This is a genomic window from Roseovarius salinarum, from assembly GCF_002834145.1.
In the GTDB taxonomy this organism is placed as follows: Bacteria; Pseudomonadota; Alphaproteobacteria; order Rhodobacterales; family Rhodobacteraceae; genus Roseovarius; species Roseovarius salinarum.
In genome coordinates this window covers 127,216-140,336 of the sequence record NZ_PHNT01000003.1, presented here as the reverse complement: position 1 = coordinate 140,336, position 13,121 = coordinate 127,216, and the positions used below count along the sequence as shown (strand labels likewise).

Annotated in this window: 12 protein-coding genes; 2 read left to right on the top strand and 10 right to left on the bottom strand. The window is 65.5% G+C overall.

What is annotated here, in order from left to right:
- Window positions 1–13: 13 nt before the first annotated feature.
- Window positions 14–1,270 carry a M24 family metallopeptidase gene (locus tag CEF10_RS04980; RefSeq protein WP_101066959.1) on the top strand — a complete coding sequence of 419 codons (1,257 nt, stop codon included), beginning with the start codon at window positions 14–16 and terminating at the stop codon, window positions 1,268–1,270.
- Window positions 1,271–1,290: 20 nt separating this feature from the next.
- On the opposite strand, the gene CEF10_RS04975 is transcribed toward CEF10_RS04980, so the two are convergent.
- Complete coding sequence (locus tag CEF10_RS04975) at window positions 1,291–1,992, bottom strand: response regulator (protein ID WP_101066957.1); 702 nt, start codon at window positions 1,990–1,992, stop codon at window positions 1,291–1,293.
- Window positions 1,989–2,486, bottom strand: a complete 498-nt coding sequence (locus CEF10_RS04970; RefSeq protein ID WP_101066955.1) for a MarR family winged helix-turn-helix transcriptional regulator — start codon at window positions 2,484–2,486, stop codon at window positions 1,989–1,991. The genes CEF10_RS04975 and CEF10_RS04970 overlap by 4 nt, the downstream gene beginning before the upstream one ends.
- 166 nt (window positions 2,487–2,652) lie before the next feature.
- Between CEF10_RS04970 and CEF10_RS04965 the strand changes: the two genes are divergently transcribed.
- On the top strand, window positions 2,653–3,519 hold the full coding sequence (locus CEF10_RS04965) for a branched-chain amino acid aminotransferase (RefSeq protein WP_101066953.1): 867 nt from the start codon (window positions 2,653–2,655) through the stop codon (window positions 3,517–3,519).
- Between the two features lie 136 nt (window positions 3,520–3,655).
- Here CEF10_RS04965 and CEF10_RS04960 read toward each other — a convergent pair whose 3' ends face one another.
- From CEF10_RS04960 to CEF10_RS04925, 8 genes are all read right to left on the bottom strand, one after another.
- Window positions 3,656–4,831, bottom strand: a complete 1,176-nt coding sequence (locus tag CEF10_RS04960) for an ABC transporter permease (RefSeq protein WP_101066951.1) — start codon at window positions 4,829–4,831, stop codon at window positions 3,656–3,658.
- Window positions 4,832–4,836: 5 nt separating this feature from the next.
- Entirely contained in the window at window positions 4,837–6,615 is a 1,779-nt protein-coding gene (locus CEF10_RS04955) for an ABC transporter permease (RefSeq protein ID WP_101066949.1), read from the bottom strand.
- Window positions 6,612–6,902, bottom strand: coding sequence for a DUF1330 domain-containing protein (locus CEF10_RS04950; RefSeq protein WP_101066946.1), 291 nt, complete (start codon window positions 6,900–6,902; stop codon window positions 6,612–6,614). Before CEF10_RS04950 ends, CEF10_RS04955 begins: the two co-directional genes overlap by 4 nt.
- Before the next feature lie 96 nt (window positions 6,903–6,998).
- Window positions 6,999–8,120 (bottom strand): extracellular solute-binding protein, encoded by a 1,122-nt coding sequence (locus CEF10_RS04945; protein WP_101066944.1) that lies wholly within the window; start codon window positions 8,118–8,120, stop codon window positions 6,999–7,001.
- 107 nt (window positions 8,121–8,227) lie between these two features.
- Window positions 8,228–9,331 (bottom strand): ABC transporter ATP-binding protein, encoded by a 1,104-nt coding sequence (locus CEF10_RS04940; protein ID WP_101066942.1) that lies wholly within the window; start codon window positions 9,329–9,331, stop codon window positions 8,228–8,230.
- A gap of 229 nt (window positions 9,332–9,560) precedes the next feature.
- Complete coding sequence (locus tag CEF10_RS04935) at window positions 9,561–10,931, bottom strand: aspartate aminotransferase family protein (RefSeq protein WP_101066940.1); 1,371 nt, start codon at window positions 10,929–10,931, stop codon at window positions 9,561–9,563.
- Between the two features lie 111 nt (window positions 10,932–11,042).
- A complete protein-coding gene (locus CEF10_RS04930) occupies window positions 11,043–12,518 on the bottom strand; it encodes an NAD-dependent succinate-semialdehyde dehydrogenase (protein ID WP_101066938.1) in 1,476 nt (491 codons plus the stop codon).
- A gap of 120 nt (window positions 12,519–12,638) precedes the next feature.
- Entirely contained in the window at window positions 12,639–13,121 is a 483-nt protein-coding gene (locus CEF10_RS04925) for an Lrp/AsnC family transcriptional regulator (RefSeq protein ID WP_101066936.1), read from the bottom strand.

Below are 13,121 nucleotides of genomic sequence, written 5' to 3'. Positions count from 1 at the left end.
CCGGGGGGAAGGCATGGCGGAATTCGACTGGCACGCCGATCGCGGCGATCTGGAAGGTCTGGCGCAGCTTGATCGCGCGCCGCAGGACGAGGGCATCGATCTGGGCGCGGTACGGCGCTATCGTCAGGCGCGCGTGCGCGCGCAGATGGCCCGGCGCGGCATCGATGCCGTGATCCTGAGTGACCCCGTGAACATCCGCTACGCCACGGGAACGCGCAACATGCAGGTGTTTTCGCAACGCAACGCGCCCGCGCGCTACCTGCTGATGACGGCCGACCGGGCGATCCTGTTCGAATTCACCGGCTGCGCACATCTGGCCGAAGGCTTCGAAACGGTGGACGAGGTCCGCCCGGCCAAGACCGCCAGCTTCGTCGCGGCCGGCCCGGAGATCGCGGAGCGTGAGCGCGCATGGGCGGCAGAGACGGCGGAGCTCGTGACGGATCTGGCGGGCAAGGGCGCGACGCTGGGGCTAGAACGGCTGAACGCCGGCGTGGCCATCGCCCTGCACGACCAGGGCCTGCGGATCGTGGACGCGCAGGAACCCGTGGAAATGGCGCGTGCCGTCAAGTCGCACGAGGAGATGAAATGCGTCATGGCCTCGCTGCGCGCGACCGAGGTCGCCGTCGCCAAGCTACGCGCGGCGATCCGCCCGGGGCTGACCGAGGCCGAGCTCTGGTCGGTGCTGCACCAGTCGGTGATCGCGCAGAACGGTGATTACGTGGAAACACGCCTGCTGAACACGGGCACACGCACGAACCCGTGGTTCCAGGAGACGTCCGACAAGCTCATAGGGAAAAACGAACTGATCGCGCTGGATACGGACGTGGTGGGCTGCCACGGATATTACTCCGACTTCTCGCGCACGTTCCACGCGGGCCCCGACGCGCCGACGGCCAAGCAGCGCGAGCTTTACAAGGTGGCCCACGAACAGGTGAACCACAACATCGACGTTCTGCGCCCTGGCATGAGTTTCCGCGACTACGCCGACGCCGCCTGGGACATCCCCGAAAAGTACTACGCCAACCGCTACTACCTGTCGGCGCACGGCTGCGGGATGACCGGGGAATACCCGTATCTCTATCACCACGGAGATTTTCCCGACGCGGGCTATGACGGGGTGATCGAGCCGGGAATGACCCTTTGCGTTGAAAGCTACATCGGCGAGGACGGCGGCGCCGAGGGCGTGAAGCTGGAACAGCAGTTGCTGGTCACCGAAACGGGCACCGAGCTTCTTTCGCGCTTTCCCTTCGAGGACGATCTTCTGGCCTGACCCAGTGCACTTGCAAAAGGTCAGTCCGGCGCCAGCATGTAGCCTTCGCCACGCACGGTCTGAAGATACCGGGGCTGCTTGGGGTCCGCCTCGATCTTGCGCCGCAGGCGGGTGATCTGCACATCCACGGCCCGCTCCTGTGCCTTGCCCTTGTCACGGCCGAGATCCTCGACCAGCCGGCCACGGCTGACGGGTTCGCGCAGGTTCTCGGCAAAGATGCGCATCAGCTGGGCCTCGGTCGCGGTAAGCGGGATCGGCTCCGATCCGCGCAGAAGTTCGGCGCGCGATATGTCGTAGCGTACCGTCCCGAGGTTCAGGATTGTCGGCGCGCCCTCGCCGTTTTCAGGCTCCGGCATGCGGCGCAGGATGGCGTTGATCCGCAGAAGAAGCTCCTTGGGCTCGAAAGGCTTGGGAAGGTAATCGTCGGCCCCCGCTTCGAGGCCGGCTATCCGGTCGTCGGTTTCGCCCTTCGCCGTCAGAAGAAGGACCGGTGTCGCGTCGGTTTCGCGCAGCGCGCGGGTCAACGCGATCCCGTCCTCTCCGGGCATCATCACGTCGAGCACGATCATGTCGAACTCGAGCCCGGACAACAGGCGGCGGGCCTGCGCGGCATCGCGCGCCACGGAAACAAGGAAGCCGTTGCGCGACAGGAACTTCTGCAGCAACCCGCGGATTCGTTCGTCGTCGTCGACGATCAGGAGGTGCGGCGCGGGCTCGGTCATGCGCCTGCATCCCGAATGGCGTGATACTGGCGCCGCATCTCCGGGTCCATCATGGCCTCGAGGACCTGCCGAAAGCCCGAAACGGCCTCGGGGCCGGCGGCGCGATAGGCCGCGCGCATCCGTGCGCGCTGCGCATCCGACAGCCTTTGTTCCAGCGCGGCGCCGTTCTCGGTCAGGAACAGGTTGCGCTCGCGCTTGTCCGACGTGCCGACACGGCTTTCGACAAGGCCATCCTCGATCAACGTGCGCAGAACCCGGTTGAGCGACTGTTTCGTGACACCGAGGATTCGCATCAGGTTGTTCACGGTCGTTCCCGGCAGGCGCGCGATGAAATGCATGGCGCGGTGATGCGCCCGGCCATAGGACATGTCCGCGAGAATCCGGTCAGGATCGGCCGTGAACCCTCGGTAGGCGAAGAACATCGCCTCGATCCCCTGCCTGAGCTGTTCGTCGGTCAGGAACAGCAGGTTCTCGCCACCTTGCATTTCCGGCATTTTCCGGCCTCCGATGGTGTCTTCTGCCCGCCCTGTGAACTTAAGTCAGCTTTATTGACATTCCAAGACCGAACTGGTAGCGATTCGCAGTTTTTGCGCAACTTTATGTCCGGTTCGGACGCAACCAGCGCAACAAACGCAAATATTGGGCCGAAAGGAGCATGCGATGGCCGGATACGACGACCGCGACGGCAAGATCTGGATGGATGGCGCCCTTGTCGACTGGCGCGATGCGAACGTGCATATCCTCACGCACGCGCTGCACTACGCCAGTTCGGTATTCGAGGGCGAGCGTGCCTACGGCGGCCGGATCTTCGAAAGCCGTGCGCACTCGGAACGGCTGATCAACTCCGGCACGGCCATCGACATGCCGATCCCCTGGACGATCGACGAGATCGAGGCCGCCAAGCTGGAGGTCATGAAGGCCAACGGGTTGGGCGATGCGTATGTCCGTGCGGTCGCCTGGCGCGGCGCGGGCGAGGACATGGGCGTAAGCTCGATGCGCAACAAGGTGCGGCTGGCGGTCGCCGCCTGGGAATGGGGCGCCTATTACGGCGACGCCAAGACCAGGGGCGCCAAGCTGGACATCTCGAAGTGGAAACGCCCCAGCCCCGAGACGATCCCCAGCCACGCCAAGGCCGCCGGGCTTTACATGATCTGCACGATGTCCAAGCACGCCGCCGAGGCGAAGGGCTGCGGCGATGCGCTGATGATGGATTACCGCGGGTACGTGGCCGAGGCGACGGGCGCGAACATCTTCTTCGTCAAGGACGGCGAGGTGCACACGCCGCTGCCCGACTGCTTCCTCGACGGCATCACGCGGCAGACGGTGATCGGCATGCTGAACGACCGTGGCTTCACCGTGCACGAACGGCACATCATGCCCGGCGAACTCGAAGGATTCGAACAGTGCTGGCTGACGGGCACGGCCGCCGAGGTGACACCCGTGGGCCAGATCGGCGACTACAATTTCGAGGTGGGCGCGCTGGCGCGCGAGATCTCCGACGCCTACGAGGCGCGCGTGCGGGCGTAATCACGCGGTGCGCGCCTTCGGCGCGCGCACGATGTCTCGGCCGCGGCCTGCCGGCCTTGGCCTGCGCGCGCCTCCGGCGGGAGTAGTTGAAGCAAGATGAAGGGGCGGCACGGGGCCGCCCCTTTCGTTCGGGCCCTCAGCCGGGCGTCATGCCGCGCAGGCGTTCCGATCTGCGTCTCAGCAGTTCGACCGTCGTCAGCAGCAGGATCGAGATGGTCACCAGGATCGTGGCCACGGCAAGGATCGTCGGCGAGATCTGTTCGCGCAGGCCCGTGAACATCTGCCATGGCAGCGTCTTCTGCCCCGCCGAGCCGACGAACAGCACGACGACCACCTCGTCAAAGGAGGTGATGAAGGCGAAGAGACCGCCGGAGATCACGCCGGGCAGGATGAGCGGCATCTGCACGCGCCGGAAGGTGGTGACCGGGTTCGCGCCGAGGTTCGCCGCGGCGCGGGTCAGCGACCGGTCGAAGCCCACCAGCGTGGCCGTCACCGTGATGATGACGAAGGGAATACCCAGTGCCGCGTGCGCCAGCACCACGCCCCAGTAGGTGCCCTGCAACCCGAGGCGGGAGTAGAAGAAATACATCCCCGCCGCCGAGATGATCAGCGGCACGATCATCGGCGAGATCAGGATCGCCATGATCGGGCGGCGGAAGGGGACGTGTTCGGAGCTCAGCCCGATGGCCGCCAGCGTACCGAAGCTTACCGCCAGCAGCGTCGCCAGGGGCGCGATCGACACCGAGTTCCAGAGCGCCTGCTGCCAGTCGTCGTTGGTGAAGAAATCGCGGTAATGCTTGAGCGAGTAGCCTTCCGGATCCAGGGCCAGCATCTCGGGCGTGAAGGTGAAGAAGTTCTCGGCGTTGAACGACAGCGGCATGACCACGATGATCGGCGTGATCAGGAAGAAGAAGACGAGCCCGCAGATCACCCGGAAGCCGTAATGGTAGAACACCTGGAGGCCCGTGGTGTAGGGTGGCAGCTTGGCGCGGTGGCGGCCCTCGCCCAGCCAGAAGATGAACCAGCCGAAGAACAGGCCGAAGAGCACCCCGACGATGGCGCCGGCGGGGCCTCCGAGCAGGAAGGCGGCGATCGTGAAGACGATCACGGTCGCCCAACGCGCCGTGCGCTCCTGCCGAAAGTAGTCAAGGAAGACATAGGCCATCGCGGCGGCGATCACGGCACCGGCCACGAGCCCGATCAGGCTGGAACCCTGCGCGGTGCCCACCAGGAGGCCCGCGAAGGCCCCGGCGATCGCCGTGACGCCGGCGACGAAGGGGGTGGGTTTCGGTTCGATGATGGCGATGGTCATGTCCCTTACCCCAGCTTCACGTTGTCGATGCCCACGATCTTGTCATAGGCCCAGTAGAGGATCAGCACGACGGCCAGCAGGATCGATCCGAGCGCCGCCGCAAGGCCCCAGTTGAGCGAACTGGAGATGTGGTAGGCGATCCGGTTCGAGATGAAGGTGCCGGTGGTCCCGCCGACGATCTCGGGCGTGATGTAGTACCCGATCGACAGGATGAAGACGAGGATCGACCCCGCGCCGATGCCCGGCACCGACTGCGGGAAATAGACCCGCCAGAAGGATGTCCAGTTCGTCGCCCCCAGCGAGCGCGCCGCGCGCACGTAGGACGGCGGGATCGTCTGCATCACCGAATACATCGGAAGGATCATGAACGGCAGCAGGATGTGGGTCATGGCCACGATGGTGCCGAACTGGTTGTTGATCATGATCAGGCGGCTGGCATCGTCCACCAGCCCCAGCCAGACCAGCGTGTCGTTGATGACGCCCTGTTGCTGCAGCATGACCTTCCACGCGCTCGTGCGCACCAGCAGCGATGTCCAGAACGGCAGCAGCACCAGGATCATCAGAATGTTGGCGGTGCGCATCGGCAGGTTCGCCAGCAGCCAAGCCACCGGGTAGCCCAGCATGATACAGCAGCCGGTGATCACGAGGCTCATGAACAGCGTTCGGTTGAAGAGCAGGCCGTAGATGCGTTCGTCCTCGTCGCGAAGGGCCGGCCCGTCGGGCGTTTTCTCCATGTCGACGGCGTTGAGGAAATAGCCCGAAGTGAAGGGCGGGCTGTACATCTTGATCGTCTGCCAGTTGTCGACGTTGCCCCAGTCCTCGTCGATCTCCAGGAAGGTCTGCTTGAAATCGATTTCCTCGAAGCCCCCGGACAGATCCGCGGCCGCGCGCAGCTCCTCGGCGCCCGGTCCGTCGTAATCGGCCAGCGCCTGCACGGTCGCGGGGTCGCGCAGATCCTGCGTGAGGGCGATCTTGACACGTTCCCAAGGCTCTTCCTCGGCGACGATGTCCTCGTCCTCGACAACCGTATAGAGCGCGAAGGCGGCATAGGCGCGGGCGGTGCGGGGCAGCAGCTCGGAAATCGCCTGGCCCGGCACGAAGCCGATGTCCGCCGCGTAGCTGTCGCCGGTCAGCGCCTCCAGGCGGTCTCTCTGCTCGTCCAGCAGCGCGGTGTTGCCCGCCGCGCCCTCGCCGCCGGTCATCAGCGTGTACCAGAAGCCCTCTTCCTCCCAGGCTTCGTTGGCATCTTCCAAGGCGTCGATACGGTCCTCGCCGATGTCGTCCATGTCACGACCCGAGGACCGGAACAGCGATGACAGGCCCGTTTCCTCGTAGTTCAGACGGGTGCCCAGCCGCGTGTGCTCCTTTGCCTCGGCGGCAAGGAAAAGATCGACGTAGAGCGCTTCGTAGGCCGCCTCGGGCGGGGCGCTGTCGGCGCCCTCGGCCTCCCAGCCCGCCAGTGCCTGCGTCGTGCGCGGCAGGGTGTTGGAAACGATCTGGTTCTCGACCGAGCGGAACAGCATGTCCGCGATCGGCGCGATGAAGGTCACCAGCACGAAGATCAGCAACGGCGCGATCAGCATCAGCGCGCGCAGCTTCTGCATGCGCAGCGCGCGGTTCAGGCTGCGCTTGAGCGGCGTGCCGTCGGCCGAAAGTACGGGGCCGTCGGCCTTGCTGCCCCTGGGGGCCGAGGGGTGATCCTCCAGCGCGGCGGCCTCGTGAAAGGCGTCTTCGGGGGTGGGTGCGTCGGCCGTCTGCTGGCCGCTGCTCTTGAGTTTGCTCATTCCGTGCCCTCCACCACGATGATGACGCTCTCGGCGGTGCTGCGCCTGATCTCGGCGACCTCCTGGTATTCGGGGTCGTTGTAGGCCGCGAGCGCGGCCTCGTACGTCGGGAACTCGATGACGACGTGGCGGTCCTCGGTTTCACCCTCTGGGCATTCGCTGCGGCCGCCGCGGACGATGAACCGCCCGCCCAACCCTTCGAGGATCGGCGTGTCGCGGCGGACGTATTCCTGATAGGCGTCCGGGTCCGTCACGGTGATATGGCCGATGATATAGCCCTTGGGCATGGCCTGCGCTCCGTCGTTCGTCCGTCGGATGGACCGGGCGGCCACAAGGGGCCGCCCGGAACCGGTCACGCGGGCGTCAGCCGCCCGCGCGGACCCTTATTGCGCCAGCCAGGCCTGGAACTTCGCGTCGATGTCGTCGCGATAGTCGGCCCAGAACTCGTAGTTGTAGACGAAGACGTTGCCGGCATTGTCCGGCGCGGTCGGCATGTGCGGTGCCATGTCGATGCCCAGTTCGGCGTGCTTGCCGACCAGCGGCGCCGAGCTTTCGCGCGCCGGGCCGTAGGAGATGTAGGCCGCCTGGTCGGCCAGACGCTGGGTATCGGTGGCGAACCGCACGAAGTCCTTCGCGCGGGCCAGACGGTCATCGGGCAGACCCTCGGGAATGATCCAGCCGTCCAGGTCGAAGACCTGCGCGTCCCACATCATGCCCACGGGCTGGTCCTGCTCCTCGATCACGCTGAACAGGCGGCCGTTGTAGGTCGAGCCCATGAAGATCTCGCCGTCGGCCAGAAGCTGCGGCGTGTCGGCGCCGGCGGACCACCAGATCACGTCGTCCTTGATCTCGTCGAGCTTGGCCAGCGCGCGGTCCTGCCCTTCCTCGGTGGCCAGCACGTCATAGACGTTCTCCTTTTCCACGCCGTCGCACAGAAGCGCCCATTCCATGTTGTTGATCGGGCGCTTCTCGAGGCTGCGCTTGCCCGGGTAGGTCTCGGTGTCCCAGACGTCGCAGATGTCGTCGGGCGCTTCGGTGCCCTCGGGCACCATGTCGGTGCGGTAGCCGAAGGTGGTCGAGTAGACGATCTGCGGGATGAAGCAGTCGCTCACGATCAGGTCGCCGAAATCGTCGCTGGCCTCGGTGCCGTCCGGCGCGGGCTTGAGCAGCTCGTCATGGTCGATCTCCATCGCCAGGCCTTCGTCGCACAGGCGGATGGCATCGGAGGCCACCACGTCGACAACGTCCCAGGTGATGTTGCCGGCCTCGTCCATCGCGCGCAGCTTGGCCACCGCCTCGTTCGAGCTTTCGTCCCAGGTCGCGCTGACGTCGGGGTTCATCTCGAGGTAGGGTTCGACATAGGCCTTCTGCTGGCTGTTCTGATAGGCGCCGCCCCAGGACACCAGTGTCATGCTGTCGGCCATGTCGCCGTGGCTTTCCGCCGCGGCGGCGCCGGCGGCAACGGTCAGCGCCGTCGAGGCCATGAGTGTCGTCGCAAGTTTCATAACGTACTCCCTAGTTGCTTCCCGTTTTGGATTGTTGGATTTCGCGTTACGGGCAGAACGGCGAAATCTCAGAAGGTCGCGCCCGCAGCGGCGCGACCGAGGCGAAGTCAAACCGCATCCAGTGCGCGGCAATCCTGCGGCAGCCAGCCGATCTCGATGTTCTCGCCGGGCTGCAGGCGTCTCTGGTCGGCCGAGTTGCGCGTCTTGATGATGAAATCTTCCTTGCCGGCCACTTTCAGCCGGGTGCGGAAAACGTCACCCATGTAGATGAACTCGGCCACCTGCGCCTTGAGGGTATGGGCGTTTTCACCCAGGCGCTCGACGTTCGTTTCCACCCGTTCGGGGCGGATCGAGATCAGCGTCCGGTCGCCCGGCTTCTCGACGTTCACGGGCTGGGCGTCGATCAGCTCTCCGTCGTCGAGCTCGACGATGCACCGATCGCCCTCGATTTCCTTGACGGTGCCGGCCAGCGTGTTGTTCTCGCCAATGAACTGCGCCACGAAGCTGTTGTCGGGGCTTTCGTAAAGCGTGTCGGGCGCGGCAAGCTGCTGGATCCGGCCGTCGTCGAAAACGGCCACGCGGTCGGACATCGTCAGCGCTTCGGTCTGGTCGTGGGTGACGTAGACCACGGTGATTCCCAGTTCGTGCGCGAGGTTCGTGATCTCGAACTGCATGTGCTCGCGCAGCTGTTTGTCGAGCGCGCCCAGCGGTTCGTCCATCAACACCAGCTCGGGCTCGAACACCAGCGCGCGCGCCAGCGCGATCCGCTGCGCCTGGCCGCCCGAAAGCTGCGCCGGCCGGCGCCCCGAGAAATCGCCCATCTGCACCATGTCCAGCGCGCGGCGGATCTTCTCTTCCCGGTCGGACTTGCCGATCTTGCGCACCTCCAGCGGGAAACTGAGGTTCTCGGCGACGGTCATGTGCGGAAACAGCGCGTAGTTCTGAAAGACCATGCCGATCCCGCGCTTGTGGGGCGGAATGTTGTTGATGGGCCGGCCGTTGAGGCGAATTTCGCCGTGGGTGGCGGTCTCGAACCCGGCAAGCATCATCAGGCAGGTGGTCTTGCCCGACCCGGACGGCCCGAGCATCGTCAGGAATTCGCCCTTGGGCATGGAGAGGTTGAGATCCTTGACGACGAGCGTTTCGCCGTCATAGCTCTTCTGCACGCGTTCAAAGGCAACGAACGCATCGTTGTTGTCCGTGTCTGCCAAATGCAGCTCCCTGTTTTCGTTGCTCGCGCGGCTTCCGGCGCGTTTGCGCTAAACTAAAACGTCTAAGTCCACGCGTTGCAAGCGGTCATGCCGCTTTTTTTCGCAATGGCTGGCACTGCCGGCCGCCCAGGTGCCCAATCTGCGCGCAAATGGCGCGGCGGCGCTGCGCTTGCGCGCGCAACGCCACCCACGAAGACAACCTGTGCGTGCTCGGCGACAGCCGGCGCCGTCACCCGAGAACAGCATCAACGGCCTTCACCGTCTTGCCGGCAATCTCGTCGGCCTCGGCCCGCGTGAGGCAGAACGGCGGGGCGAAGCCAAGGATATCACCCTGCGGCATGGCGCGCCCGATCACCCCTTCCTTGGCCAGCGCGGACGCGATGGCCGGACCCACCTTGTCGTCGGGGCCGAAGAAGGTGCGGCTGCCCTTGTCCTTCACGAACTCGACGGCCGCCAGCATGCCCTCGCCCCGGATCTCGCCCACATGGGGGTGATCGCCCAGCGCATCGGCGAGCACCTTGTTGAAATAGGCGCCGGTGTCGCGGTTGTTGGCGATAAGGTCGAGGTCGTCCAGAAGCTTCAGGTTGGCCACGCCGGCCGCCGCGCCGACGGGATGCGCCGAATACGTCCAGCCGTGTCCGATCGGGCCGTTCTCGTCGGTGCCCTGTTCGAGCACCTTCCACATCTTCTCGCTCACGATCGATCCGGAAAGCGGGGCATAGGCGCTGGTCAACCCCTTGGCGATGGTGATCAGGTCGGGTTTCAGCCCGTAGTGCTGCGACCCGAACATGCTGCCCAGACGACCGAAGCCGGTAACCACCTCGTCGGCGATCAGCAGGATGTCGTGCTTCTCGAGGATCGGCTGGATCGCCTCCCAGTAGCCCCTGGGCGGCGGGACGATGCCGCCGGTGCCCAGCACCGGCTCGCCGATGAAGGCCGCGATGGTATCGGCGCCCTCGCGCTCGATCAGCGCTTCCAGCTCGGCGGCGCAATGCGCCACGAAGCCGTCCTCGCTCTGGGCGACGTCGTCGCGACGGAAGTAGTACGGCGCCTCGGTATGGATCACCTGTTCCATGGGCAGGTCGAACTTCTTGTGGAACATGTGCAGCCCGGTCAGCGAGCCGGTCATCAGCCCCGAACCATGATAGCCCCGCCAGCGGCTGATGATCTTTTTCTTCCGCGGCAGCCCGCGGATGTTGTTGTAGTACCAGACCAGCTTGATGTTCGTCTCGTTCGCGTCAGAGCCCGAAAGCCCGAAATACACCTTGCTCATGTTGTCGGGCGCGCGGTCGAGGATCATCTTCGACAGCGTGATGCTGGCCTCGGTGCCGTGCCCCACGTAGGCGTGGTAATAGGCCAGTTCGCGCGCCTGTTCGGCGATCGCGTCGGCGATTTCCGTGCGGCCGTAACCCACGTTCACGCAATAGAGCCCGGCGAAGGCGTCCAGCAGCCGATTGCCGTCACGGTCCTCGATATGGCAGCCCTGCCCTCCGGTGACGATACGGTTGGGCGCCTCGCCACGCGCGAACTGCGCCAGATGCGTCGAGGGGTGAAAGAAGTTCTCCCGGTCCCACTGGTCGAGCTGATCGTTCTTCAACATCGGTTTTCCTTCCATGTCGTCGGGGCGCGCCGGCGCGCCCTCTTCATCTTGCGCCCAAATACTCCCGCCGGAGGCATCCCGGCACCGGCCATGGCGCCGGGCGGTCGATCTTCACGCCCAGTCGCGGCAGACGTACTTGATCTCCATGAACTCCTGCATCCCCAGCCGGGCACCCTCGCGGCCAAGTCCCGATTGCTTGACACCGCCAAAGGGAATGGGGGCACCCGTGACCTTGGTGCGGTTGACGGCCACCATGCCGAATTCCAGCGCCCGCGTCACGCGGTAGATGCGCCGCGGGTCGTGGCTATGCAGATAGGCGACCAGCCCGTATTCGGTGGCGTTCGCGCGCGCGATCACCTCTTCCTCCGTGTCGAAGGGCGTGATCGGGGCAACGGGGCCAAAGGTTTCATCGCACATGATGGCGGCGCTGTCGGGCACGTCGGTCAGCACAGTGGGCTGGTAGAACAGCGCGCCTTGCGCGTCGCGCGCGCCGCCACAGGCCAGCTTGGCGCCCCGTTCCAGCGCGTCGGAAACGTGATCTTCCTGTTTCTTCACCGCCGCTTCGTTCATCAGCGGGCCGATGTCGGGGTCATCCATCCCCGGCCCGAGGGTCATCGCCCTGGTGGCCTCGGTGAACCGTGCACAGAACTCGTCATAGATGGCGCGTTCGACATAGATCCGGTTGGCGCCCAGGCAGTCCTGCCCCGAGGTGGCGAACTTGGCCTTGATGGCCTCGTCCACCGCCGTATCCATGTCCGCGCCCTTGAAGACGATGACCGGCGCGTGACCGCCCAGCTCCATCACCAGCTTCTTCACGGTGCCCGCGGACTCGCGGTAAAGCAGCCGGCCCACCTCGGTGGAGCCGGTGAACGACAGCGCGCGCACCCTTGAATCCGCGGTCCAGGGCGGCACCACGGTCGAGGCGCGGCCCGTCACCACGTTGAACACCCCGGCCGGCACGCCCGCGCGTTCGGCCAGCTCGGCCAGCGCCAGGGCGGAATAGGGGGTTTCGTGCGCGGGATGGGCGACCACCGTGCAGCCCGCGGCCATGGCGGCCGCGGCCTTGCGCGTCAGCATGGCCGAGGGGAAGTTCCACGGCGTGATCATCGCCGCGACGCCCATCGGCTCGAGCCACAGTTCGACCTCGGCATCGGGCAGGTGACTGGTGACACCTTCGATGTCGGGGCGCTTGGATTCCTCGGCGTAGTATTCGACAAAGCTCGCGGCGTAGTCGATCTCGCCGCGCGCTTCCGACAACGGCTTGCCCTGTTCAAGGACCATGATGCGGGCAAGATCCTCGCGGTTGGCCATCATCAGGTCGAACCACCGGCGCAGGATCGTCGAGCGGTCCTGCGGCAACAACCCCGACCACGCCGGGAAGGCCGCCTGCGCCGCATCGACCGCCGCTGCCGACTGGTCGGCGCCGAGGCTGGCCACCTCGCCCAGGCGTGCGCCGTCGGCCGGGTTGGTGACGGCCAGGGTTTCACCGGCGTCGCCGCCCGTCCATTTCCCGTTCACGTATGAAAAGCTGCGGACAAGCCGCGCGTCATCGACCCCGTTGCGGGTCCAGATCGCTGAATCGGACATGACACCTCCTTTTGACGAAGATGTAACGGAGCGCGCCAGAAGACGGGGCTGAATTTCCCTTGGTTATCAGAAGAATCTTCTGAATTTTGCCCCAATTGCAGTCGAAACGACTGCCGCCGGTCAGTCCGCAGTGTCCGTGAGCAAGGCCAGCGGCGGCGCAACCGGCCCCTTCACGCGCTTCGTGACGATGTAGGTGAAATAGCGTGCCAGCCCGATCCGCGACTCCAGAAGGTGGTCGATAAGCCGCTGGTAGGCGTCAATGTCCGTCGTCACGATCTGCAGGAGATAGTCGAAGCCGCCGCCCAACGCCCAGCACGCCGTGATCTCCTCGTAGTGCTGCACCGTGTCCTCGAAACCGTGGAAGCTGGCCGGCGTGTGATCGGCCAGCTCCGCAGCGACAAAGACGGTCACATGCGGCCCCAGTTTCCGCAGGTTTATGCGCGCGTGGTAGCCCTCGATCAGCCCTGCCTGTTCCAGCCGCTTCAGGCGTTCCCAGCACGGGCTGGCCGACAGGCCGACGCGCGCGGCCAGCTCCGCCTTGGTGATCCGGCCCTCGGCCGAGAGCACGCGCAGGATCGCGATATCGCGCGAATCCAGCCGCAT

Coding starts and splice junctions, on each gene's coding strand:
- CEF10_RS04980 (WP_101066959.1), top strand. CDS start 14: ATGGCGGAATTCGACTGGCACGCCGATCGCGGCGATCTGGAAGGTCTG.
- CEF10_RS04975 (WP_101066957.1), bottom strand. CDS start 1,992: ATGACCGAGCCCGCGCCGCACCTCCTGATCGTCGACGACGACGAACGA.
- CEF10_RS04970 (WP_101066955.1), bottom strand. CDS start 2,486: ATGCCGGAAATGCAAGGTGGCGAGAACCTGCTGTTCCTGACCGACGAA.
- CEF10_RS04965 (WP_101066953.1), top strand. CDS start 2,653: ATGGCCGGATACGACGACCGCGACGGCAAGATCTGGATGGATGGCGCC.
- CEF10_RS04960 (WP_101066951.1), bottom strand. CDS start 4,831: ATGACCATCGCCATCATCGAACCGAAACCCACCCCCTTCGTCGCCGGC.
- CEF10_RS04955 (WP_101066949.1), bottom strand. CDS start 6,615: ATGAGCAAACTCAAGAGCAGCGGCCAGCAGACGGCCGACGCACCCACC.
- CEF10_RS04950 (WP_101066946.1), bottom strand. CDS start 6,902: ATGCCCAAGGGCTATATCATCGGCCATATCACCGTGACGGACCCGGAC.
- CEF10_RS04945 (WP_101066944.1), bottom strand. CDS start 8,120: ATGAAACTTGCGACGACACTCATGGCCTCGACGGCGCTGACCGTTGCC.
- CEF10_RS04935 (WP_101066940.1), bottom strand. CDS start 10,931: ATGTTGAAGAACGATCAGCTCGACCAGTGGGACCGGGAGAACTTCTTT.
- CEF10_RS04930 (WP_101066938.1), bottom strand. CDS start 12,518: ATGTCCGATTCAGCGATCTGGACCCGCAACGGGGTCGATGACGCGCGG.
- CEF10_RS04925 (WP_101066936.1), bottom strand. CDS start 13,121: ATGCGGCTGGATTCGCGCGATATCGCGATCCTGCGCGTGCTCTCGGCC.